This window comes from Myxococcus sp. CA051A (assembly GCF_013336705.1).
Classification (GTDB): Bacteria; Myxococcota; Myxococcia; order Myxococcales; family Myxococcaceae; genus Myxococcus; species Myxococcus llanfairpwllgwyngyllgogerychwyrndrobwllllantysiliogogogochensis.
Map to the genome: position 1 here is coordinate 511075 of NZ_JABUMS010000001.1, position 23840 is coordinate 534914.

The 23840-nt window shown below is 69.6% G+C and carries 18 protein-coding genes; 5 read left to right on the forward strand and 13 right to left on the reverse strand.

Features of this window, described 5'->3' with window-relative positions:
• Positions 1 to 61: 61 nt before the first annotated feature.
• The 3 genes from HUA74_RS02075 to HUA74_RS02085 all read right to left on the reverse strand — a co-directional run bounded on the left by HUA74_RS02075 (position 62) and on the right by HUA74_RS02085 (position 3687).
• A complete protein-coding gene (locus HUA74_RS02075) occupies positions 62 to 805 on the reverse strand; it encodes a hypothetical protein (RefSeq protein ID WP_174453198.1) in 744 nt (247 codons plus the stop codon).
• A 138-nt stretch (positions 806 to 943) separates the two neighbouring features.
• Positions 944 to 1681, reverse strand: coding sequence for a hypothetical protein (locus tag HUA74_RS02080; RefSeq protein WP_174453199.1), 738 nt, complete (start codon positions 1679 to 1681; stop codon positions 944 to 946).
• Positions 1682 to 1803: 122 nt separating this feature from the next.
• The gene (locus HUA74_RS02085) at positions 1804 to 3687 is read right to left on the reverse strand and encodes a Hint domain-containing protein (protein WP_174453200.1); all 1884 of its coding nucleotides are present in this window, start codon (positions 3685 to 3687) and stop codon (positions 1804 to 1806) included.
• Positions 3688 to 3947: 260 nt separating this feature from the next.
• Here HUA74_RS02085 and HUA74_RS02090 point away from each other — a divergent pair, with 260 nt between their 5' ends.
• Positions 3948 to 4865 carry an RluA family pseudouridine synthase gene (locus HUA74_RS02090; RefSeq protein ID WP_141645078.1) on the forward strand — a complete coding sequence of 306 codons (918 nt, stop codon included), beginning with the start codon at positions 3948 to 3950 and terminating at the stop codon, positions 4863 to 4865.
• Between the two features lie 55 nt (positions 4866 to 4920).
• On the opposite strand, the gene HUA74_RS02095 is transcribed toward HUA74_RS02090, so the two are convergent.
• Complete coding sequence (locus tag HUA74_RS02095; protein WP_141645077.1) at positions 4921 to 5400, reverse strand: hypothetical protein; 480 nt, start codon at positions 5398 to 5400, stop codon at positions 4921 to 4923.
• A gap of 185 nt (positions 5401 to 5585) precedes the next feature.
• Between HUA74_RS02095 and HUA74_RS02100 the strand changes: the two genes are divergently transcribed.
• Complete coding sequence (locus tag HUA74_RS02100) at positions 5586 to 6254, forward strand: cyclase family protein (protein ID WP_174453201.1); 669 nt, start codon at positions 5586 to 5588, stop codon at positions 6252 to 6254.
• 19 nt (positions 6255 to 6273) lie between these two features.
• On the opposite strand, the gene HUA74_RS02105 is transcribed toward HUA74_RS02100, so the two are convergent.
• The 6 genes from HUA74_RS02105 to HUA74_RS02130 form a co-directional block, all read right to left on the reverse strand.
• A complete protein-coding gene (locus HUA74_RS02105) occupies positions 6274 to 8295 on the reverse strand; it encodes a hypothetical protein (protein WP_174453202.1) in 2022 nt (673 codons plus the stop codon).
• The gene (locus tag HUA74_RS02110; protein ID WP_174453203.1) at positions 8282 to 9403 is read right to left on the reverse strand and encodes a DUF3142 domain-containing protein; all 1122 of its coding nucleotides are present in this window, start codon (positions 9401 to 9403) and stop codon (positions 8282 to 8284) included. The genes HUA74_RS02105 and HUA74_RS02110 overlap by 14 nt, the downstream gene beginning before the upstream one ends.
• A gap of 174 nt (positions 9404 to 9577) precedes the next feature.
• Positions 9578 to 10573 carry an RNA polymerase sigma factor gene (locus HUA74_RS02115; protein WP_371745480.1) on the reverse strand — a complete coding sequence of 332 codons (996 nt, stop codon included), beginning with the start codon at positions 10571 to 10573 and terminating at the stop codon, positions 9578 to 9580.
• Positions 10570 to 11121 carry a dihydrofolate reductase family protein gene (locus HUA74_RS02120; protein WP_246137396.1) on the reverse strand — a complete coding sequence of 184 codons (552 nt, stop codon included), beginning with the start codon at positions 11119 to 11121 and terminating at the stop codon, positions 10570 to 10572. The genes HUA74_RS02115 and HUA74_RS02120 overlap by 4 nt, the downstream gene beginning before the upstream one ends.
• 124 nt (positions 11122 to 11245) lie before the next feature.
• Entirely contained in the window at positions 11246 to 11890 is a 645-nt protein-coding gene (locus tag HUA74_RS02125) for a hypothetical protein (RefSeq protein ID WP_174453204.1), read from the reverse strand.
• 63 nt (positions 11891 to 11953) lie between these two features.
• Positions 11954 to 13963: a YgiQ family radical SAM protein gene (locus HUA74_RS02130; protein WP_174453205.1), complete on the reverse strand. Its 2010-nt coding sequence runs from the start codon at positions 13961 to 13963 to the stop codon at positions 11954 to 11956.
• 379 nt (positions 13964 to 14342) lie between these two features.
• Between HUA74_RS02130 and HUA74_RS02135 the strand changes: the two genes are divergently transcribed.
• The 3 genes from HUA74_RS02135 to HUA74_RS02145 all read left to right on the forward strand — a co-directional run bounded on the left by HUA74_RS02135 (position 14343) and on the right by HUA74_RS02145 (position 19643).
• Entirely contained in the window at positions 14343 to 14939 is a 597-nt protein-coding gene (locus tag HUA74_RS02135; RefSeq protein ID WP_174453206.1) for a hypothetical protein, read from the forward strand.
• A gap of 64 nt (positions 14940 to 15003) precedes the next feature.
• Complete coding sequence (locus HUA74_RS02140; protein ID WP_217442018.1) at positions 15004 to 15945, forward strand: type VI immunity family protein; 942 nt, start codon at positions 15004 to 15006, stop codon at positions 15943 to 15945.
• A gap of 101 nt (positions 15946 to 16046) precedes the next feature.
• Positions 16047 to 19643: an AAA family ATPase gene (locus tag HUA74_RS02145; RefSeq protein WP_174453207.1), complete on the forward strand. Its 3597-nt coding sequence runs from the start codon at positions 16047 to 16049 to the stop codon at positions 19641 to 19643.
• Between the two features lie 66 nt (positions 19644 to 19709).
• Here HUA74_RS02145 and HUA74_RS02150 read toward each other — a convergent pair whose 3' ends face one another.
• Genes HUA74_RS02150 through HUA74_RS02160 form a run of 3 tightly spaced genes read right to left on the reverse strand, consistent with a single transcriptional unit; the run spans position 19710 to position 23809 of the window.
• Complete coding sequence (locus HUA74_RS02150; protein WP_174453208.1) at positions 19710 to 20264, reverse strand: hypothetical protein; 555 nt, start codon at positions 20262 to 20264, stop codon at positions 19710 to 19712.
• A gap of 33 nt (positions 20265 to 20297) precedes the next feature.
• Positions 20298 to 23237 carry a CHAT domain-containing protein gene (locus tag HUA74_RS02155; RefSeq protein ID WP_174453209.1) on the reverse strand — a complete coding sequence of 980 codons (2940 nt, stop codon included), beginning with the start codon at positions 23235 to 23237 and terminating at the stop codon, positions 20298 to 20300.
• Positions 23234 to 23809, reverse strand: a complete 576-nt coding sequence (locus HUA74_RS02160; RefSeq protein WP_141645082.1) for an RNA polymerase sigma factor — start codon at positions 23807 to 23809, stop codon at positions 23234 to 23236. The genes HUA74_RS02155 and HUA74_RS02160 overlap by 4 nt, the downstream gene beginning before the upstream one ends.
• Positions 23810 to 23840: the final 31 nt, after the last annotated feature.

The window sequence follows — 23840 nt, forward strand, 5'->3', positions numbered from 1 at the left end:
AGAAACAAGGGCGGGCCCGCCGGAAGCGGACCCGCCCTCACGCACTCACGAAGGGCGCAGGTTACTGCGCGCAGTAGACGGCGCGCTCGAACTTGCCCGTCACTTCGACGATGGACGTGGCGCGAACCACGAACTCGCTGGCCCCGACGCGCGTGTCGGCATTGCACCAGTCATACGTGTAGCCCAGGCCCGTCCACGGGTACTGCGTCTTCTGCCAGAACCCATAGCTGGAGGCGAAGTTGGCGTTGATCCAGTTCTTGTGCTCGGTGGTGGCCGTGGTGGGGAACTGGAGGCCGCACGTGCCGTCGTCGATCTCCGAGTCCGGACAGGGGCGGAACATGTCTCCGGGCTTCACCCACAGCTCGACGATGTAACGCGCGTTGTCGCCTTCGGTCGCCGGGGGCAATCCCAGATACTGATTGACGCGCGGGACGAGCTTCTCCGCGGACACCGTCTTGCAGAATGTCTGGAGTTGGGGAGCGGCCGTGACCCAGACCTCGCGAGAGAGCGTGTTCGCTCCCAGGGTGTAGCCCTGGAAGGTGGTCCAGATGGCCATGCGCACGGCCGTCTTGGTCTCATTCCAGACAAGGTTCGGGTTGGACGGGCTGATGGCCCACAGCTGCGTGGAGATGTCTTCGGTCGTGGGCTCCGCAGCGTGGCGGACGGCCTCCGTATAGGTCTGCGCGTCGCACGCCAGCGGTTCGGGGACAGGGTCCTTCGTGTCGTCGTCACCGCATGCGGCGAGGGACAGGAGCGCGGCGGTGGCGGCGAAGCATCGCAGGGGGCGCGAGAAAGCGCTGAACATCAGGTCAACTCCATGGGGAGGGTAGGTTCACAAGGAGTGTAGAGGAAGGAAGGCGGGGCACCAGCCAAAACGACCGCGCGAGACGCGAGCCCGCGGCGAGGTTCCGTGCATTGAAAGACAGCCATCCTCCCTTGGGGCTCAGGTACCGCCGCCACCGAACAGGCCGAGCTGCTCGACGCTGCCCATGGGGGCGACGGGGCTGTCGTCGGCGGGCAGTTCGCGGCGCACGGGTACGGTCGGGACAGGGGGCGCAAGCACGCGGGGCTCTGGCTCTCGTGGCGCGGGAGGGGGTGGGGCGGGTGTCGCGTAGACCTCGGGACGCCAGATGCCGTCGCGGGCCAGGCGCACGCGCTCACGCAGCTCCGGCAACAGCTCCGGGTCCATGGGAGCGAGGCGCTGGGCAGGGGCCGCCACGAGCGGCTCGAAGACCTGCACTTCCTCCAGCCACCACGCCACGGTGCCGCGACAGGACGCACCCGGGGGCCACCACCAGGCGTCACGTCCAAAGGCGCGGGAGTCGTTGCCCACGGTGGACACCTCCGCGAGCCGGGCCATGGCGACATACGCGCCAGCGGGCAGCACGTCGCGGGTGGGGCATTCCAGGCCGTGTGCCCCGCGCAGCCACTCCACGGCCTCCTCGTCGTACTCACGGGTGGCGTAGAGGGCGAGCCAGCAGCCGAGCACGGCCTCGGGAGGGTGGAGCGGGTGGCGTCGCTCGGGGACACCGGGACGCGCGGGCTCCACGTCGTGGACGAAGACGCTCCACATGCCGTGGTGCGTGAGCGCCCACGTCCACGGCCGGCTCAAGGGCAGGTGGAACACTCCCATCCCCTTGCGCGTGTAGCGATAGGCGCCGGCGAGTGGGATGGAACTCATGGGGCCGCACCCTACACGACCGACCCGACATGATGCGCGGGCAGGAGGGCTCTCCGGACGGCCCGCCGCCGAGACGAAGACACCCGCCAGCCACGACGGCCAGCGGGTGCCGGTGCTTCACCTCACTTCGTGGCCGAGGCGCGACGCGGCGCTTCCAGCTCGCGCTGCATGGTGTCGTCGCCCACGAGCAGCCCGTCGGCGAACATGGTCCGCTCGTTGGGGCTCAGCGACTCCAGCTCCTCGGCCGTGCCCAGCTTGAGGTTGTAGACCTTGCCGTCGTACGGCACGCGCTCGGTGGCGGTGATGGTCGCCGTGCCCGTCTGCGTGCGCACGGTGTCCTTCACCTGGACCTTCTCCGCCGCGACCACCAGGCCCGAGGACAGCAGCACCGGGTGCTTCTCCGTCAGCCGCACGTCGTGGCCCTGGTCATCGCGCAGCCGGACCAGCGGCTTGGGCTCACGCCCGAAGATGAAGTCCTGCACGGTGAGCACCCGGCCGGCCGCGTTCGCGCGCACCTTGTCACCCACGCGCAGCGTCTCGATGGGCGCCAGCTTCCCGTCCGCCATCGTGATGCGCGTGCCCTCCGCCAGGCAGCTGTTGAGGACGTTGAGGTTGAAGGGGTTGGCGGGCAGCGCCGTGCTCGTGAAGGTCACGATGCGCGGAATCGCCGGGCCGCCACACGTCGACAACCCGTAGAGCGTCATGGACAGCACCACCGGCTCGTTCACGATGCGCTCCATGGTGCAGCCCGCGCCGCCGGACGCCGTGGTGTTCTGCGAGACGTTGACCAGCTGCTGAATCGTGCTGGTCCTCGCGCCCACCGGGAAGGCGTCCGAGAGGTCCGCCAACGTCGTACACGTGCCGCCCGACTCCGTCTTGATGAGGCGAAGCCGCGTCGTCGTCGCGCCGTTCTTCATCGCCTGGATGGTGCAGTCCGCCGTCGCCGAGGCCCCCGCGTCGAAGGTGCCCTGCAGGGGAATGTAGATGTTGGTGAAGTCGAAGGCGGTGCCCGGCTTGAAGGGGAAGTAGGCGGTGGGGTCGCCCGTCCAGGGGGCCCCCGTCTTGCGCAGCGCGAGCCCCGTGGACTGGGCCGGGAAGGGCGCCAGGGTGCCGCCGGCGTTGGCCACCATCGCGTAGTCGCAGTCCGCCCCGCCGCGAAGCTGGCAGGTGGTGAGGTTGATGTCCGGCCGAGGCCCCGGGCCCGCGAAGTGTGGATGGACCAGCGTGAAGGTCTGGGGCGTGGCCACCAGCGACGTCTCCAGGCTGGCGAACGAGACGTGCTCCTCACCCGTCTTGTCGTTGTGCGCCACCATCATCGACTCGATGATGACCTTGCGGTTGGCCTCCATCGACGGAGTCACGGACACGGTGGTGTCGTCGAACGTCCTGCCGTCGTTGTGCTCCTCGTTCGCGCTCGTCGACAGCACCGTCCGCTTCTTGCCCGCCAGGTCACTTTCATACGCGGTGACGTCCGTGAAGACGTGGGTCGAACCACCCGCGCAGGTGGCGTAGGGGCGAATCTGGAGCGTGGGCCGAGGGGCCTGGGCCTGGGCGTTGTCGGCCTGCTGGGCGCCCTTGCCTCCGGCGGTGCGCGAGTCCTCCACGTGGAGGAAGTGGTCGCAGTTCCATTCGGTGGGCTTCGGCTGCGGACCTCCGCGCACGGCCTTCGCCCGGGCGACGTCCAGCGTCTTCAGGGCGCGCGAGAAGTCCTTGGGAGGCGTCTGCTGTGCCACGAGCCCCTTGGCTCCCGCGGCACCTTGCGCGGCGACAGCCTCCTGGAGCCGGTGCTTCGCGTACTCGTAATGGTCGTCGTTCGCCAGGTCCAGCTCGACGAAGTCCTCGTGCGGCGTGCGCTTCTCGAAGTGCGCGACGACGGCCTCGCGTTGCTCTTCGACAGTCTTGGGCTTGGGTTGAGGTTTGATAACCCAGGGACACCCGGGTAGCAAAGACAGGCATGTAGCGAGAATGGCGAGACGGGTCGCACGACGACCGTGAGTAAAATTCATGACTCCCCCTCTGAGCAGGCCCTCGGTGAGCCCGGATAAGTACTGTCATACGCTCCGTGTTGAAAAGTCAACGTCTGACATATGGCATTGTGTATCGGTCAGGGACGACCCATCCCGTCGCATCGTGATGTTCGCTTCCAATGTGAAGGATTGTCTCGTCGAGCGTAGAGGGCCGGGCGCCCCGTGTTTTCAGGGGTGCTTCAGGGACAGGCTCACGCGCACATTGACTCCGTGCGCCGCATGAGGGACGGGGTGAGGCCATGGCGCTGCAGAAGGTCCCTGTCCCCCACGAGGTCGCCGGAGAGCGGCTGGATCGGTTCATCTCCAAGCACGTCCCCGGCTTCTCGCTGGAGCGCGCCCGGGCCCTCATCGAGGCGGGTGGGGTGCGCATCCGGGGCAAGAAGTGTCAGCCCACGCGGAAGCTGTGGGGCGGAGAGGAGCTCGAAATCGAGCGGCCGGAGCCGCGCGCCTCGCCGCGTTCCTCCGTGGAAGGGCCCACGCTGACGGTGCTCCACGACGACGCGGCGCTGGTCATCGTGGACAAGCCGCCGGGCCTCGTCGTGGAGCCGGAGGGGCGAGCGGCCTCCGTCATCGACCTGCTCGCCGCGCAGCGCCCTCCCTTCGACGTGGAGGGCCAGGCGCTGCCGGGGGTGGTGCACCGCCTGGACCGTGAGACGAGCGGCTGTCTGGCCTTCGCCCGCACGGACCCGGCGGCGGCGGCGCTCCTGCGAGCCTTCCAGGAGAAGCAGGTGGACAAGCGCTACTGGACGCTCGTGCTGGGCCACCCTCCGGAGCACGGACGCCTGGAGGGGCCCTATGCGCGCAATCCCCAGGACCCGCGCCGCTTCACCACGAAGGTGCCCTCCGCGCGGCGGGCGGCGCTGTCGTTCGAGGTGCGCGAGCGACTGGACGGAGCGGCGCTGCTGGAGGTGGACCTGGACACGGGGCGCACGCACCAGATTCGCGTGCAGCTCTCCGAGGCGGGCTTCCCGGTGCTCGGCGATACGCTCTATGGGACGGAGGCCGCGCGCGAGCATCCCGCGGCGAAGGCGCTGGGGCGTCAGGCGCTCCATGCGTTCAGCCTGGAGCTGCCGAGTCTCTTGACGGGTCAGCCCGTGCGAGTCCAGGCGGAGTTGCCCGAGGACTTCCAGCGCGCGCTGGCCCTGCTGCGCCGCTGAGCGCGGGCGCGGGGCCGGACTCCACTCGAAGGCGTGGAGTCCGGCGGACGGCGAACTACTTCGGGTCCACCACGAGGACCATCCAGCGGTCCGTGGAGTGGTCGATGCGCACGTTGGCGGCACCGGCCTCCTGGAGCTGCTGCACGATGCTCTCCAGGAAGGTCAGGTGCTCCTTGGGCGCGTCCACGAAGACGTTCTTCGAGCCGGTGCCCTTGGCCTTGGGCTTCTTCGCGGGGGCGGCGCCGTTGAGCGCCTCCGGCGTCGCGGCGGCCTTGAGCTGGGCGGCGGCGTCCTCCACCACGGTCTCCGGCGCGCTCTCGACCTCGACCTCAGGCTCCTCCGCGACGGGAGTGGAAGCGACCTCCTCCTCGGCCTCCGCGCGCAGCTGGTTGAAGGTCTTCAGGTTGATGGTCGCCCCGAACTTCGTCTTGAAGGACTCCAGCGCATCCTTGCTGCTGATGTCCGGTTGCTGGCGGAAGAGGGTGAGCAGGAACGCGTGGCGCTCCTGGGTCTGCTCCTGGGAAGTCCTCGGCATAATCAAAACTCCTTCAACCCTTGGAAATGAAAGGCGGCGCAACCTAGCCGACGCTGTCCCGGGAGGAAAGGTGGTCGGGTGGACGCGGGGGCGGTGACTCTCCTGGTCCCTCGGCGGGCGAGACGGCCCGTGTGCCTGCCAGCCCTGGGCGCCAGCAGGGCGCTTCGTGTCCACCCTGGAGCCTCATGGAGACCGCTGCCGAGACGAACGTGCCCTCCCGTGAGTCCGCCACGTGGGTGGACATCTCCGTGCCCCTGCGGGACGGGATGGTGCACTGGCCGGACAACCCGGAGGTCCGCATCACCCGGGTGCAGGCCCTGGAGCGTGGAGACGACGCCACCGTCTCCCACCTGTCCCTGGGGGCGCACACCGGCACGCACGTCGATGCGCCCGCGCACTTCGTCCAGGGCGCGGAGGGCGTGGACGCGCTGGCCTTCGACAACCTCCTCGGCGTGGCCCGGGTGCTGGAGATTCGAGACCCCCGCGCCATCCGCGTGGATGAGCTGAAGGCGCATGCGGTCCAGCCCGGAGAGCGGGTCCTCTTCAAGACGGCCAACTCCTCGCGGGGCTGGGCCGCGCAGCGATTCCTGCCGGACTTCGTGTACCTGTCCCTGGAAGGCGCGCGCTACCTGGCGGAGCGGAGTGTTCGCACGGTGGGCATCGACTACCTCTCCATCGGCAGTCCGGAAGAGGGCGTGCCCACCCACCAGGCACTGCTGGGCGCGGGGGTCTGCATCATCGAGGGGTTGGACCTGTCCTCGGTGAGCGCGGGCACGTACGACCTCGTCTGCCTGCCTCTGCGAATCGCGGGAGGCGACGGCGCCCCGGCGCGCGCCATCCTCCGGCGGCGCTGAGGCTCGGGCCCCACGGGCTTCAGGGGCTCGTCGCGCGGCGCTTGCGGCGCAGGTAGAAGGCGGCGCCGAGCACCGCCGGGAAGAGCAGCGCGCCGCCCAACATCATCAGTCGTTGGCGCTTGCCCAGCGCCTGTTGGGCTTGCTGGGCGCGGACCTTCTCGAAGTCCGGCTCGGGACAGGAGTGCCCGAAGGACCACCAGGGCTCGTCGATGGCGGCGCCCACTTTCAGGTACGTCTGCCACAGCCGCTGGACGCGTTCTGGCTCGCTGCTGGAGACGTAGCGCGCAGCGTGGCAGAGCATCATCGCGTACGCCTGGCTGCGCGGAGGAAGGAGGGCCGCGCCCCGCTGGGCGAGGTCCGCCGCCGTGGAGCGATAGTGGAAGCGCCACGGATACGGGGGCGCATGCGATTGCACACGCTGCTGCTCCGGCACTCCGAGGAGCGGTGTTCCGGACAGGGCCTCCCGGGACTGCTCCGCCCCGGCTGAGAGCTCTTCTTGTTCCTCGTAGGTGCCCAGGTCGTAGTTTCCATCCACCCAGCCCCAGTCCGGGGCGACCTCCGTGCCCAACATCTCCAGGCCCAGGCCGCGAGCGAGCTTCGCCGCCGTGAACAGCGCCTCCGCCTGAGTCACGGCGTCGTGGGCCTGGGTGCTCTGCTTCAGCGCGTCGGCGTACTGGCGCGCGGGCCCTTCCCACTGCGTGCCCCGGAAGTGCTCCAGCGCTTCATCGGCGCGCCCGATGCGCAGCAGGCGCCGCGCGAGCAGCAGGCGCAGCCGCTGAGACAGGTCCGCCCCTTCGCCGACGTCATCGTCGTACCAGAGCTGCCCCACCTCGGGCTTGCAGCGCTCCTCGCCGGAGGGCGGGTGGGCCGCGACGAAGCGCTGGAGTTCGTCCACGGACAGCACCCGCTCCGCCACGTAGGCCAGGTCCGGCCAGGAGCAGCTCGCCAGCATCCGCTCGGCGGCCTGGAAGAAGTCACCTCGCGCGAGCGCGAGCACCCCGCGCTCTCCCTCCACGCGGCAGAGGGGACGGCGCGGCACCATTCCCTCGCCCACCCAGTCCTCCGACGCCGGGAGCCCGCGCGCGGCCTCCGACAGATAGACCTCCGCGGACGACGGGTCTCCCCGGCGCAGCGCCAGCTTGCCCTTCACCCACGCCGCCAGCGGGGTCTGCCCGTGCTGGGCGAAACGCTCGGCCAGGTCGAACCGACCCGCGCGCCAGGCTCCCGCCGCCAACCGGTCCGCTCCCGCCAGCCCCTGCACCGACGCGAGCGCTTCCAGCACGGCGGCGAGGCCACCGCCCGATGGGTCCTCGGACCAGTACCACTCCTGGCCACGCGTCCACACGAAGGTGGTCATGAGCCGCTGCGCCAGCGGGTCCTTCAGCGCGGCGTGGAGCCGGGCCTCATCGCGGGCGAGCGCGCGTGCGACCATGAGCAGCGAGGTCACCGCGCCTCCGCTCCCATGAGCGGCCTGCTCCGCGTACAGCCGGATGGCGCCAGCATCGTCTCCCGCCCGGAGCAGGCCGCGCGCCTGCTCGCCCAGGCTGGCGACCGCGAGGCCCAGCGGGTCGTCGAAGCCCTCGCGCGCGAGCTGCCGCGTGCGCTCGAAGCCGTGCTGCGCGTCCTGCTCGAAGCCCGCGCCCGCGTTGCGGCCCAGCATGAAGGCGGCGAAGGTGGAGTAGTGGCGGCGCTCCCCGGCCGGCAGCGCGAGCACGTCGTTGAAGCGGGCGCGCGCCGTCTGCGCATCTCCGCTTGTGAAGGCCCTGGCGCCCGCCTCGTACAGCTCCGTCTCCCGTGCCCCGCCGCCTGTGCGTGCATCGACGGGCTCGTCTCCACCCTCCATCACCCGGAACGACTCCAGGGGCTTGGGAGCCAGTCGTGTGGCCTCGAGCGAGAAGGCGCCGTCTGGCAGCTCGCCGAGGGTGCCCGCGCGGTCCACGAGGAGTCGATGGGGAAAGTCGGGTCCGCAGGCATCGGCCGAGCGCACCGGCGCGAGCAGCATGAGGACGAGCAGGGAGGCCAGCAGACTACGGAGCCACAAGTGACACCTCGGTTCCCCGCACGAAGCCGATGACGCGTCGTTCGCCAGCGCGCAGGCGGGGAGGCGTGCGCGCCACGAGTGAGGTCCCTCGCGGGGCATAGCCGCCCACGCCGTCGAGGACCTCCAGGTTTCCAGAAAGGGTGAGGCGCGCGGGCGCCTCGGTGTCCACGCGGCCGGTGTTCTCGAGGACGATGTCGAGCGTGCCGCCTCCCGCGTCCACCAGCCGGGGCTCCAGTCGGGGCGTGAGCTTCTCGCCGCGCACCACCGCCGATAGCGTGCTCAGGCTCCAGGACTCCGCGTCGCCCGCGTGTCCGAGCCGGAACCAGACGATGCCCTTCATGCCCTTCACCGGGTGCTCCCGCAGTTGGGTGAGCAGGCGCGACACCTCGTGGGGCTCGGACGTCAGGAGCCGTCCGTCGCGAAGCCGCGCGCGGTAGGTGGGCAGGGCAATCCGGAAGGGATGGGGCGAGGCCTTGGCCCACGCCTCGATGAAGCCGCGGGCCTCCTCGGGGGCGAAGAGGGAAGGGGCGCGCACGGCATGCACCTGGACGACGATGTCGTCGGGGATGGACGTCAGGCGCTCCAGGGCGGGCGAGTTCGCCCAGGTGGGCAGCGCGGTGATGGAGAGCGAGAGGTCTCCGAGCCCGCTCCGCTCACGCGCGAGCCAGTCCGCGTAGGCGGGCAGGGAAGAGGTCGCGCAGTCGTGGTCCACCTCCACGCCTCGGACTCGCACGCCGCGCGCCTTCCAGTCGCGGGCGAGCGTCGCCACTTCCTGGAGCGACACGCCGTCGAGCGGCGCCGTCCCGTCCACGCGGAGGACGGCGACCACCTCGCGCCCCGTCTTCGCCAGGGCCGGCACGTCCACCGCCACTGTCACGGGGACCCGCGTGGCCCCGGAGCGCTCCCGCGCGAGGATTCGCAGGGCGCCCAGCTCCGAGGGCAGTTGCGTGAGCGCGTGCCCGAGCTCCGGGCTCCAGTCCCGCTGCCACACGTAGACCTCGTGTCCCAGCGGGGGCGCGGGGGCGCGGGCACAGCAGAGCAGGAGGCACAGCCCCACGCTCGCGAAGCTCGCGAGGACTCTTGGCCAGGACAGGGGTGGGGTGCTCATGCGGAAGCGCTGGAGGGCTCGCGGGGCTCGTCGAAAGGCGCGTGAGCCCACGCCTCACCATGGTGCCACAACGGCATGACGTGGGCTGCACCCCCACGTTCCGCCTGAATGCCAGGCGGGTCCGTTCACGTGCCGTGGGGGCCCTTCCCCCTCTGGACGGACCTTCCTCGGCTCCTACCGGCCATCCACCCAGTAGCGATAGCCGTTGACCCGGTAGGGCACGCCCAGCTCCATGCACAGCTCGGCGATGACATCCGGGGTGAAGAAGTAGTTGCGCACCCGGACGATGCGCTCGCCGTCCGTCTCCACGGCCATCACGGTGCGAACCAGGGGGCCCTCTTCGTGCTCGTACCAGAAGACCAGAATGGGCGAGCCGCGATACGCGCGGACTTCGCAGCGAGGGCTGGTCGACAGGTACCCTTCGAGCAGATGGGGGGGGACGCCTCCCCGCTCGTCGAAGGTGATGGGCGCGAGCGTTCCGGCGAAAGACCCGGTGTCCGGATTCTTCGGTGCGTCCTGGCCGTACTCGGTGACGACGCCGACGATTTCCACGCTGGCGCTGTCGAGCAGGAGGTCGGTCAGTCGCTCCAGGTTCCGGGCATTGAACGCCGCACAGAACGCGTCCAGCACCGCGGGCGCGGGTGCTCGAGTCATGGGCTCCTCGGGCACCGCCAACAGGCCCCGCCCCCGATGGAGCGCGGACTTCACCGCGCCCACCGTCGTCGAGAGTGCGTCCGCGATTTCCTGGAGCGAGAAGTCGAACACATCCTTGAGGACCACCGCGGCCCGCTCCTGGGGAGACAGCCGCACCAGCAAGGAGCCAGCGGCCTCGCGTGGTGCCCGAGGGTCCGGCTCCGTCGCTGAATCCACGGGCGCCTCGAAGGTGAGCTCGAGGCGCATGCGCCGCATGCGGTCCACCCAGAGGTTCGAGGCCACCCGGAAGATCCACGCGCGTGGATTTGGAAGCGCCATGAACACCGTCCCGAGCGTCACGAACGCTCTCGCGAGGGTGTCCTGAACCAGGTCCTCCGCGTCCCACGGGCTGCGTGTGAGGTGGCGGCAGTAGCGAAAGAGCTCGGGACGCATCGGCTCGAAGACGTCGAGGAACCGATGCCAGGACGACTTCACCTCGTCGCTCAGCGCGTTGATTTCGGGGGGCGACTTGCTCACGGTGTCATCGGTTCATAGCAGAGGACCACCAGGCCCTGACCGAGCTGGGTCGTTCGGACCAGCTTCAGCTTCTGTCGGGCTTCGATGTCCTTGAAGAGCGGTGTGCCTCGCCCGAGGAGCACCGGATGGATGATGAGCCGATACTCATCGACGAGTCGAAGCCGGGTGAGGGTCGAGACGAGCCCCGCGCCGGCCCACGCCACAATCGGCTTGCCGGGTTGACGCTTCAGCTCGGTGATTTCCTCGGCGATGCGCTCCTTGATGATGCGGGTGTTGTTCCATGCGGCATGCTCGAGCGTCCGCGACAGAACGACCTTCGGCAGCGCGTTCATCTTGCGGGCGAATACGAGGTCCTGGGGAGAACGGGGGTTGAGCTCCGCGTTCGGCCAGTAGGCCAGCATCTCCTCGTACGAGCGCCGTCCGTACAGCGCCAGACCGACCGAGTCGATCATCTCTTCGCAGTACTGCTCGAACTGAGGATTGCCGTCCTCGAACCAATCGAGCCGCCCGTCGGGGTCCGCGATGAACCCGTCGAGCGAGACGATCATGGAGACAAAAAGGCGACGATTGCTGGGTTCCTGGATTGTCATCCCCGTCAGACGAACCGGCGACCCAGAAGGATACTTCCCCTCGTCACAAAGGGTCGTTTCCAGCACAGTGGAGTGACGGGCTTCAGCGCGCGCGGGCGCGTGCGGGTCGTGGCGGCTGGCTGTGGTCGCAGTGCAGGAGCGACGGCGGGTCGAAGCAGGTGAACTTCTGGTCGACCAGCCTGCACACGCCCCGAGGCGTGCTGGCGCAGCGCACCTCCGTGCGGGTGGCCTTGCAATCGAAGCCGCAGGCCACGGCCTCCGACGCATTGACGCAACGGGGCCTGGGCGTCTCGGCGGCGTACTCGTGGATGACGCTCTCCGGCGGGTCCCAGCAGACGAGCTTCCCGAAGTGGGTGCTGCAGACACCGTAGGGCGTGTCGTTGCAGGCCACCTCGCCGTTGAACAGGCGGCAGTTGAAGCCGCAGGCCACCTTGCCCCGGATGGACTTGCACTCGGGGCTCACGGAAGTGAGGGGTGGGTGCTGGATGGCCACCCGTGGCGGGTCCCAACAGTAGACGCCTCCATTGGTGACCTCGCACGTCCCGTAGGGAGTCTGGGCGCAGTCGATGTCGGAGACGCTCGTCTTGCATTGAAAGCCGCACACCGTGCGCCCCTGGGAGCTGATGCATTCAGGGGTGGGCTGAGGTGGTGGAGGTGGCGGTGGCAGCTCGACGCGGGGCGTGGGCGGCGCGGAGGCCAGCAGCAGCAGGGCGAGGAAGGGGAGCATGTGGCCCCCCGACGCAACGCCGCGCGGTTTATTCAAAGCCCCGCGCAATCCCTGTCACTTTCCTCAGCGCGGTCGTGAGCCCTGGCGTCCCGGGCCCCGGGCCCCCCCGGAACGAGGCTGCGCGGCGGGGGCCTGCGTGTCGCGCGGTGCGTCGTCGGCGTCGCGTGCCTCGGTGCGCTGACGTCGAGCGGCCTCGGCGGGCGTCTCCGGAGGGACGAGCGCCTGCGGGCCTCGGCCGATGAGGTCCGAGCGGCCTGCCTGCCTCAGCGCCTCGCGCGCCAGCGGCCAGTGCTCCGGGTTCCAGTAGAGCAGGAGCGCCTTCTGCAGCCGCTTCTCGCGCAGACCCTGGGCCGTGTAGACGGGCTCCATCTTCAGCGGGTCGATGCCGGTGAAGTACATGGCGGTGGCCATGGCCATGGGGGTGGGGATGAAGTCCTGCACCTGACGCGGCCGCTTCCCGTTCTTCTTCAGCCACAGCGCCAGGTCCACCATGTCTTCCAGCGTGGAGCCGGGGTGGCCGCTGATGAAGTAGGGGATGTCGTACTGCTCCTTGCCGGCCTCTTCGCTGGCGCAGGCGAACATGGCCTGGAAGCGCTCGAAGCTCTCGATGCCGGGCTTCTTCATCTTCTCCAGGACGCGCGGCGAGACGTGCTCGGGCGCGACGGAGAGCTGTCCGCCCACGTGGTGCGCCGCCAGCTCCTTCACGTACTCCGGCGAGCGCTCGGCCAGGTCGTAGCGGACGCCGCTGGCGATGAAGACATGCTTGACGCCTTCCTCCTCGCGCACGTCCTTCATCAGGCTGATGAGCGGGCCGTGGTCCGTCTGGAGGTTCTCGCACACGCCCGGATGGACACAGGACAGCTTGCGGCAGCGCTTCTCGATGTCCTCGCTCTTGCACTTAAGCTTGTACATGTTGGCGGTGGGGCCGCCGAGGTCGGTGATGGTGCCTCGGAAGTCGCCCATGCGTCGCAGCGCGCGGACCTCGCGCAGCACGCTCTCCGCGGAGCGGCTCTGGATGACGCGGCCTTCGTGTTCGGTAATCGAGCAGAAGGTGCAGCCGCCGAAGCAGCCGCGCATGAGGACGATGGAGTGCTTCACCGTCTCGTACGCGGGGATGCCCTCGTTCTTGTAGAGGGGGTGGGGGACGCGGTTGAAGGGCAGGTCGTACAGCTCGTCCATCGCCACGGTCTTCTCACCGGTGGCGGGGTTGCCCACGCCGTCCTCCAGCGGGAGCGCGGGCGCGTTCATGAAGATGGCGCGGTTGCCGTGGCGCTGCGCGAGGGGGCGCGCGTTGCCCGGGTTGGTCTCCATCTGGAAGTCGCGGCTCATCACCGCGAAGGCCTGCTTGTCGGTGACGACGGACTCGTAGGGCGGCAGGACGACCGTCTTGCGGTCCGCGGCGCGTTTGGCCGGGTCGGCCTCGTGGACGCGCATCTGCTCGTCGCTGATGAGGTACGCGGTGCCGCGCACGTCGCGGATGTCCTCGATGCGCTCGCCGTTCCTCATGCGGTCGGCGACTTCCATGATGGGGCGCTCGCCCATGCCGAAGACGAGCAGGTCGGCCTTGGCGTCGAAGAGGATGGAGCGGCGGACCTTCTCGCTCCAGTAGTCGAAGTGGGCGATGCGGCGGAGGCTGGCCTCGATGCCGCCGAGGACGATGGGGACGTCGGGGTAGGCCTCGCGGCAGCGCTGGGCGTAGACGATGGTGGCGCGGTCAGGCCGGCAGTTGGTGCGGCCGCCGGGGCTGTACTGGTCCTCGGAGCGGTTCTTCTTCTGCGCCGTGAGCCGGTTGAGCATGGAGTCGAGGTTGCCGGCGGCGACCCCGAAGAACATGCGCGGAGGCCCCAGCGCCTTGAAGGGCTCGGCCGAGTGCCAGTCAGGCTGGGGGATGATGCCCACCTTGAAGCCTCGGCCCTCCAGGAAGCGGGCGATGAGCACCGGGCCGAAGGCCGGGTGGTCCACGTACGCGTCTCCCGTCACGATGATGATGTCGCACTGCTCCCAGCCACGTGCCTGCATGTCGGCACGGGTGATGGGCAGGAAGGGATGGGCGTAGCGAGTCGGAAGGGCCATAGCGGTGGGGCGGGCTGCTTCGGGGGCGTCTCTCCTAAACACCCCCTGAGCCACGAAGCAAACAGGGCGGAGCGGGGGTGTACACCCAGCAGGGCCTCGTGCCCACCTCGCCTTCCTGGCCCGTGGGTGACTGGCCGGACTGAGGGGCCCTGGAGGCAGTATCCTGTAATTCATGATTATGCCGTCAAAGCGGATGGGCTTCCTGGCGGTGGTGAGGTGGTGGGTCCTGGGGTTTCTGCTGCCGGTGTCATGTGCGACGACGGCGCCGGGTGGGTCGAGTCCGGGGACTCCCGCTCGTTACGAGCAGACCGTGGATTCAGCCACGAACGCTTGTGGGAAGAACCCCGCCTGCTACACGCAACGTGGGAGTGAGGCCATCATGCCCACGCTCCCGCGTGTGGTGGGGGTGGCTCGGGCTGTCGGTGCAGCGTTTCGAGTGCTGGAGTCCGCCGAGCTGGCGCGCGTGGAACAACTCCTGGTCCAGTGTGCGAAGGAGGCGGACCGAGAGGTCAATGAACGCGAATACGGGCTTGGGAAGCGGCCCGATGATGCGGAGTGTGAACGCGTGGTCCGATACGATGGAAAGGGCAATAAGGTCAGGCGCCGCATGGATTTGGGAATACTGAAGCACGAGGTGGCTTTTGCGTGCGTGAGGCGAGAGCTGGTGCGGCTCTTCCCCGACAATATCTCCGTGGAGCCGCGCTATCGGCTAGACCCGGAGACGGGACGGTATGTCCTCACCCAGGTTTGGGCGAAGTCGCTCAAGCCAGACATCGTGGTCCACTTCTCTAAAGACCCCAACCGGGTCCAGTGCGTCTACGACTTCAAGTTTCCATGCACGACTGCCAGCAAGAGCAATCCCCTTGCGAACGACGGCACACTGGATCAATTGAGCAAGTACAAGGATCTAGGGCGGCCTTGCTCTCCGTCGATCGTCACACCTCAACTTGGGGTCAGCCATGTCAGCCCAGAGTGAGCGCTTCCCGCGCATCCGCCGTTTCGCCAACCGTCCTGATGGCGAGCGACTGGTGGTTCGGGATGTGCTGCGCATCGTGTATTACATGCCACATGACCATCAGGAACTCGCTGCTGGTATCGAACATGCTCTCGGAGTCTATCGGCGAGCCGTGGGGGAGGGCCCCGCAGGACTGACCCAGTCATGGGAGGATGGTGAATCCATTCGCCTCAATTCCGAGGAATGGGAAATCGTTCGGGCCTCGCTACGTCCGAGCCCTTCGAGGTGGTTTTTCGAAGACGTCCCCGAGACCGATCCGTTTTACCGGCAGATGTCCAAGACACAGACAGACCGCTCTGTGCTCCTGACTGGCGGAGACCAGTCTGACGACAACGGGTATCTGTTCTGGTATCAGGCGCGCCTTCCCTCTCGAGAGCCTTCCAGGACAGGCGCCAGTCTCCTGAGGGCCACGCTTCCCACCGAGTACGTCGAGGCCCATGGCCCCGGGCACGTGCGAGAACTGGCCATGGAGATGGCCGCTGGATTGCCGCTCTCCTCCGGCCATGCGGGGCTTGCGCTGGCTCTCCATACGGCCAGCTGGCACGCCCTTCCTCGACTGAAGGAGGAACTCGCCCGCTACCCCGGAGTGGATGTGCCAGGAGTCCTGACTCACTGGCACTTGGGCGACCGGGTCGATGGCGTCCACTGGCTGAACTTCTTGGGCCCCTCGCTGCTCGAGTCCCTGGGAGGCCAGGCGAGCTTGCGAGCCCGACTCCATTCACCGGGGACCACCGTTCAAGACGTGGGCACTTCGGGTTCTGCCGTGGTGACGCTCGGTGCGTGGCCCGAAGCCGGAGACCTCTCTCTTGGTGACAACCTCCCTGCCTACCGTGAGCTGGCGCGGGTCCTGGAGCCCTGTCTGGAGGAGTTCCATCCGAGGCATGCAACGGTCTGGAGCGGGTATGACTCCGAACCGGCGTACTCCGAGGAGGAAGTCCGTCGCTGGTGGCGGCGCTTCCTCGACTGACGCCAGGGATGTGGGGGCGTGGATGCGTTGACGGGGATCCACCTGTCCCCTACCTTCGCGCGCCCGTACCCGGCCTGGCCGAAGGGCTCGGGCCCGCCGCCATGACGCACCGGACGCACAACGAAGTCTCCGAAGGGCGCCCCGCGCCGCAAGAGGGAGACTCCGTCCGAGAGCTTCACGTCGAGTACGACGATGCTCCCGTCCCGCCACCGTCCTCGCGTTCCAGTGCGTCTACGCGACAGCTCCCACACGCGGACCCGACCGACGACGTATCCTCGACTCCCGCCTCCGTCCTGGACCCGACGGAGGACATCCCCCGGTCGCCCAATCCGTTGCTGGCCCTTTCCCGCTCGAAAGGCCGGAGCCCGAAGCCCGCCGCGCCTCTCGCCGAGTCCTCGACACCCGATGAGCCGCCCGCCCGCGATGTGGCCGCGCCCACCGACGTCACCACGTCCGAGCGCGAGGCCATGCAGGCCGCCGTGGCGACCGGAAAACGCCGCGAGGCGTGGCGCCCTCCCGCCTATCTCCCCGATGACCTGAGCGACGCGCTCCTCTCCGAGCGCAGCCAGTACCGCGCGAAGCTGCTGCAAGATGTCCGTCAGGTCAGCCTCCAGGGGCCGGGTGTCATCTCCCTGGTCCCCGTGCCCGCCGCCGACCCGGACTGGTCCGGTGGCTCCCTGCTCGGCTTCCTGGGCGAGGAGTGCGTCTTCGGCGGCGACGTCGTCCACCTCGACTTCGAGTCCGGCCGAGTCTTCGCCGCTCCCGAGCACGGCGATGACGTGGACCGCCGCGCCCTCTCCGCCGAGCGCTGGTGCTACCGGCCCTATGACTTCGCGGAGGCGCTTTGCACGGCCGCCTCGGCCTACGAGGAGCGACAGCCCGCGCTCACCCAGGCCCTGCGTCGCGCCAGCGGCGAAGAGCCCGCCGCGGAGGTTCGCCCCCAGCACGCGGAGTTCATGCCCGCCGACCGCCTGTGGGCCCAGCCCTGGGGCTGCATCTGGGGCCCTCCCGGTACCGGCAAGACGACGGCCATCGCGGACCTCATCGCCCGCGCCCTGCGCTCCTTCCCCGGTGAACGCATCCTCGCCGTCGCGCCCACCAACCGCGCCGCCGACGAACTGGTGCTGAGGGTCAGCGCGCTCCTGGAACGCGAGCCCATCCCCCTGCGCCCCCTGGCCCGCAGCATCTTCCGGGGTGGCACCGGCGCCAGTGACGCGCTGGCGAAGCTTCCCACCGTCACGCTCGAGGACACCAAGGGCGGCAAGCTGCGCGCGAGCATCGAGGAGCGCGAGCGCGAGCTGTACCTCCAACGTGTCCGAGGTGGCCCCGCGCACGAACTCGCCAAACTCCAGGCGGAGCTGCGCGGCCTGCGCGGGAAGATGAAGGACCCCACGCTCAAGGAAGCGGAGAAGGGCGACTGCCCGCTCATGGTCCTCACCGTGCACCGCGCCCTGCGTCTGGTGTCGGAGCTGGAAGGCAAGAGCACCTTCGCGCGACTCGTGGTCGACGAGGCCGGCATGGTGACTCGCGCCGCCACCGCGCTGATGGCGCCGCTGGCCGAGCGCGTGACGCTCGCCGGAGACCCCAAGCAGATTGGCCCCGTGTCTCGCGCCGCCGAGGGCGCCGGACGCGGCACCCAGAAGTGGCTGCGCGCCAGCGGCCTGTCCCACCTGGAGGACGCGGTGAAGGACGCCGCGCGGGCGGACGTCCTGCTGCTGCGCACCCAGCACCGCATGCACCCGGACATTGCCCGCGTCGTGAGCCACTTCTGCTACGGCGGCGCGCTGGAGGACGGTGACATCGTCAAGGCCCGCGCGCAGAAGGCCCCGCCCGTGCCCGCGTTCGCCGCCACGCGCGCCGGCTGGGTGGTGCTCGACGGCCTCAGTCGAGATCCGAAGCGCCTCACCCATGGCCGGGGCGAGACAGGCTCCGGCTACCAGCGAGAGCTGTCCGCAGAGCTGGCCGTGTCGCTTGCCCGTGAGGCCGTGCGCGCGGGCCTCAGCGTCCTGTGTGTCACGCCCTACCGCGCCCAGGCCGCGCTCCTGCGCAGGCTGGGCACGTCCGCCGGGTTTCGCGGTGACGCCTTCAGCGCGTCCACCATCCACCGCCAGCAGGGCACCCAGTACGACGTCGTGCTGGTGGACACCGTGGCCGGAGGCCGTCCCTTTCCTCCGCACACGCTGGTGCCCATGCTCAACGTGGCCGCCAGTCGCGCGCGCGATTACCTGCTGGTGCTCGCCTCTCGCGACGAGGCCCGGGGCGCCACCATCCCCCAGCGCTTCCTGTCGCTGCTGCCGCGCCTGAAGGTCCACCCCGGCACGCCGCTTCGCCTGGAGCCGCTGCCCATGCCGCAGCAGCCCCAGCAACCTCCACCCCCACCTCCACCCAGCGCACCGGCCACCCTGGGCGGTGAAATCGAGGGCTCTCGCCCCACGCGGCCCCTCTTCACTCAAGAGCAGGTGTCCCTCTTCGAGCGGCGCTTCGACGACGGCCACCACCTGGTGCGCGGCGTGGCCGGCAGCGGCAAGACCTTTGTCCTGGCCCATTGGGTGGCGCGCTACCTGCTGGAGCACGAGGACACGCGGGTGCTCGTGTCCTTCTTCAACCGCGCGCTCGCGCCCCTGGTGGACAAGCTGCTGATGGAGGCAATCATCCAGCGCGCCGGCCGGGTGCGCGCACGCGAGCTGCGAGCCCGGGTGATGGTGAAGCACGTGGGGGCGCTGCGCCGCGTGGAGCCCGCGTCCTTCGACGGCGTCTTCGTGGACGAGGCGCAGGACATGGATGCTCGTGCGCTGGCCATGCTCCACGCGCTGGTGCTCCCGCACACGCTGGCGGACGGACGAGAGGTGCGCTGTCTCCAGTTGTTCATGGATGACTCGCAGAACGTCTACGGACAGGTGCCCATCGACTCCCTCAAGGAGCAGCTCCCGGAGGGGCTGTCGTTCCGGGGCCGCACTCGCGTCCTCAAGGAGACCTTCCGCGCCACCCGCGACATCCTCGACGTCGCCTTCAACGTGGTGCTGGACCCGCTGCGCCAGCACGCCACCAGCGACCCCGGCATGCGCGAGTACATGAAGGCGGGAGAGCTGGCCCGCGAGGGGCTCCTGTGGCTGCCCGAGGAGACGCTGGAGGGCCTGTACCGCGTGCAGTCCACCGAGCGCGGCGGCGTGCTGCCCCAGGTGCGCGGCTTCGCCTCCGGCGCCAGCGAGGCCCGGCAGGTGGCGAAGGAGGTGGCACGCCTCATTCGCGACGAGGGGGTCCATCCCGGAGACATCCTCGTCGTCGCGCCCGTGATGCCGTCGCAATACACGGAGGCCCTCAACCGCGCGGGAGTGCCCGCGCATGCCTACGGCGGCAAGGGTGGCCGCGACGTGACGGACTTCCGGGTGAGTGGCGTGGACCACGTGCGCGCCACCACCGTGTTCTCCTGCAAGGGGCACGAGTGCCCCATCGTCTTCTTCGCGGGCCTGGACGCGCTGGACACCGTGGAGAACTGGATGGCTGGCGCCCGGGAGCGCAACGCCCGGGAGAACGAACGCATCCGCCGCGCCATGTTCTACGTGGGCGCCACTCGCGCGATGAAGCGCCAGTACCTCACCGGTGTCCGGGGCGCGCGCTTCCTGCGAGTGGCCACGTCCTACGTGGAGACGCTCGCCGGGTTGTCGCCCACCGTGGACGCGGGCGGCAAGCGCCCCTGAAACGACGAAGGCCCCGGCGCCGCTTCCTCGCGGTGCCGGAGCCTCCTGGTGCCCACGTGCTCGGGACTAGCGCTGGGCGGGCCCGTCGACGCGCGGCACCGACGTCACGGTGGGAATGCCGACATGCCGCGTGGACCAGAAGGCCAGGCCGGCCAGTCGCAGCACCTTCTCCTTGAGGCTCTGGTGGCCCGTGGGGTCGCCGCCGCCGCCCGACACGCCACCCGGGTCACCGTCGTTCAGGTCCGCCAGGTTCAGACAGCCCTCCTTCTCGTCCTTGGGCTTGCAGTCGGTGAGCACCTCGACGGTGCCGACATTCTTCGGCGCGGGGGGCGGGGCCTGCTGCATCGACGACGTGGGGGCGCCTTCCTCGGACGCGGGCGCGTCCAGCGCGCTTCGGGAAGAGGCGGGCACGCGGTTCGTCTGGCTGACGATTTCGTTGCGGCTCACGTCGACGGTGAAGAGGGTGGCGCGGTCGGGATTCGTCCTGTCCCGCAGGATGACGCGGACGAGCGCCCCTTCGGGCGCGCTGCGCTGAATCTGCTGGGTCGAAGGAACCGTTTCGACGTGGCGGCACGCCGCGACGCTCAGCAGCAGGGGGACCAACAGGAGGCTTTTCTTCATGATGACTTGGAGCTCGGGGTCGAAAGGAGACGACTATTCGAAGAGGAGCACCTGGCGGACCCAGGCACTCCCCCGACTGCGAAGCCAGTCCTGGCGTGCATCACGCAGGACGAGGGCTGCGGGGATTCCCGCGCGAATGCGCTCCAGCACCGGCTCGAAGAAGGCGGACGCCTCGGTGTCGGGAATCTCCTGGGTGGCGGCGAGCACCGCTCGCGCGCCGGCCTCCACGAACGCCACGGGCAACCCAAACGTTTCGTGGAAGTAGGTCGTGCTGTGCGCGGCATGGCAGGCCGCGAGCAGCACCACGGGCCGCCCCAGGAGCCGCTGCCCCTGGACGTCGGCGGCCGTCAGCGCATAGCGCCCGCCCTGCTCCTCGGGAGAGAGCACGAGCAGGGAACCGTCGGCGACATGCGGGTCGACGACGCCGTGGGCGTGAATCTGCACCTCGGTGGCCTCGTGCATCGCCAGGAGCACCTGGGTCGGCGTGGCCGAGGCCCCCTTCAGGGTCGACAGCGAGCTGTCCTCCGCAGCCGGAGGACTCCAGGCGCGCAGCGATGGCAGGCGCAGCTCCGCGGGCGCATTCACGTCGGCCACGACGAGCCGGCGCTGGGCATGTGGCGAGGACGCCGGGGGCGGCGGGGCCACGCGGTACGTCCAGGCGAGGTCCGGCGGCAGCAACCCGGGCTTGCCCAGGACGGGCGGGCGCGCCAGCACGTCCACGCTGGGACAGTCCCGCAGCGCGTCCACGAGCTTCGCGGGCACCAGGCCCTCGACGCCTTCCAGGCGCTGGCGGCGATCCGCGTCGTAGTGACCGAGGAGCCGTCCGGATGCATCCCGGGCCACCAGGGCCGTGCGCTCGTCATCCACCGTGACACCCAGCGCGCAGCGCTCGGGCAGCGCCAGCGAGCGCTCCTCGGCGAAGAGGGCGAGCGCCTTCTCCAGCTCTCCGTGGTGGGCCGCGTCCAGGATGAGCGACGTGTAGCTGTAGACTCGCGCCTTGCGCGCGGTCACATCCGAGGCGAGCAGCGGCGCCGCCTCGGTGATGGCCTGACGCAGCAGGGCCTGTCCCCGGCGCCGGTCCTGCTCGACGAAGAAGCGCCCTTCGATGTGGCGCAGCATGGGGCCATCCCCCGCGGCCTCCAGCGACGCGGGCGTCGTGCGAATCGCCGCCAGTCCGCGCGTGAGGAGGTCCGCGTCCATGTCGCTTCGGGCGTGGGTATGCGCCAGGTCCGCGATGACGAAGGCCCGCGCCAGGGACGGAGGACGGCCGCACTTCGCCGCGCGGTCCAACTGCTCCCGGGCGCCCGCGAAGTCGAAGGTGCGGTAGTACGCGAGCGCGAGGTTCGCGTAGGGCAGCTCATGGTCCTCGCAGCGCTCCGGCGTGCGCAGGATGGCTTCCTCCATGTACGCGCGGGCCAACGACAGGTCCCCATGGAAGATGGCCACCTGTCCCAGCTCCTGGATGAGCCGGAACTCCTTGGACCACTCCCGGCCACCGCGCGCGCGTGCGAGCGCCGCGAGTCCGCGCGTCCGCGCCTCCACGGGGCGGTGGAGCTGCCGCTCCACCAGGGACAGATTCCGCAGGAGCTCGAGGCAGCGATAGCTGAAGCGCTGCTCGGAGTCGCAGGTTCGCAGGGCCACGGTCAATCGCGTCAGGGCCCGCGGCGCTTGTCCTCGCTGGAGGTCCGCCTTTGCCTGACGCTCCTCGGCCAGCAGGGCGAACCAGGGGTCCTTCGTGGCCAGCGCGAGCGCGCGGTACTCCTCCTCGTGCTGACGCGGGTCCGACACGAAGAGCAATGCGCCCAGCAGGATGTCGTCCTGTCGCGCCTCGCGCAGCTTCGCAATCAGCGTGTCCCTCGACGCCGGCGCCAGTTCGCCTCGAGTGAGGCGGACGTATTCCTTCGCCAGGGGCGCGCGCGCCTCGAAGTCCACCCGCGCGGCGCGGCGCAGGGCGTCCTCCAGATGCGTGCCGCCGTCGACGCGGTCCAACTGGACGGCGAGTGGACGGAGGGACTCCACGCGCTCGGCGAGGGTGGCGGTGCGCAGGGCATCGTAGAAGCACAGGCGGGACAGGCCCGGGTAGCGCTCCACCTCCGCCGGCGAGAGCACACCACCTCCGAGCACCATGTCATCGCAGCGCTGCTTGGCGCCCTTCCAGCCCTTGCGCTGTTCTTCTTCCTGACGCCGCAGCTCCGTGGCGCGTTGCGTGGCCTCATCGCTCCAGCCCGGTTCTTTAAGCCCCGCCACCCGGTCGAAGGCCTCCGCGGCTTGCAGCGACAGGCCCAGGGCCTTGAGCGCCAGTCCCCGGTTCCACAAGGCCTGCGCATGTTCGGGCCGCTGCTTCAGCGCGCGGTCCGCCAGCGCCAGGGCTTCCTCGGGGGCGCCTCGCTGAAGCGCCAGCGCGGCGCGGTCCGAGTCCAGGTCCGGCGATGCGTCCAGCTTGTCCAGGAAGGCGCCGGCCTGGGCCGGGTCTCCGCGCAGCAGGTACGCGGAGGCGATGCCTCGCTCGTCTCCGGCCTCCTCCAGCTTCGCCAGCTCCCGCAGCGACAGCGCGCGGGGCTTGTCGCCGCCACTGCGCATCACCTCGTAGGGGCGGTGCCGGTCCGCGCCCGGATGGGTCAACCGGGCCTCCAACGTGCGCCCGGGCGTCTGCCCCAGCCACAGCTCGGAAGAGTCCGTCGACGAAGCCGGCCGCGTCACGAGCACCCACGCCGCCAGGCCCGCGGCCAGCGCCAGCGGCACCACCATCATCCAGGTCCTTCGCCGCTTCAGCAGGGACGGGGGACGCACGAAGGCGAGCGTGTCACCGGAGGCGTGCAGTGCGTCGTCCGCGATGAGCTCCAGGGCGAGCAGCTCCTTCATCCGCGCCTCACACGCGTGGCAGCGGGTCAGGTGGTGGCGGAAGTTCTCCGCGTCCACCGGCGCCAGCTCGCCGTCGATGAAGGTCTCCAGTGTGTCGCACAGCTCATTCATGGTCTGGCCCTGCCCTCACTCGAGGCGGCGCCGGGGGCCAGCAGCCCTCGCAGAGCCTGCCGCGCCTCGCTGAGCCACCGCCCCACTGTTCCTTCGGGCGCATCCAACTGCCGCGCGATGGCCCGATATCGAAGTCCGGCCACGTGCAGCCGGTACGCCTCCCTCAATTGCGGTGGCCGGAGCTGCTCGATGGCGCGCTGGAAGTCATCCCGAGTGACCTGCTCCCATTGCTCCAGCGGCACCGGCTCCCCGGTCACCTCCTGGTCCTGCACCACGCGCAACGACGGTGCCCCCAACACCTCCGTGCGTCTGCGCCGGCAGTGGTCCAGGAAGCGGTTGCTCAGCGTGGTGCTCAGCCACACGCTCACCGCGCCCGGGTTCTCCGCCACCAACCGGTCGAAGTTCCGGTAGGCGCGCTCGAGTGTTTCCTGCACCAGGTCCTCCGGGTCGATTCCACCCCCGGAGCACAGTCGTCGCGCAAGACGCAGCAGTCCCGGCCGTCGCGAGCGTGCAAAAGCATCGAACTGGCGGTGCTGCCCGTCGTCCATCGTGGCGCGAACCCCTACACCCATCTTCTCATGTCGTTCCACCGGTGGAGCGCCC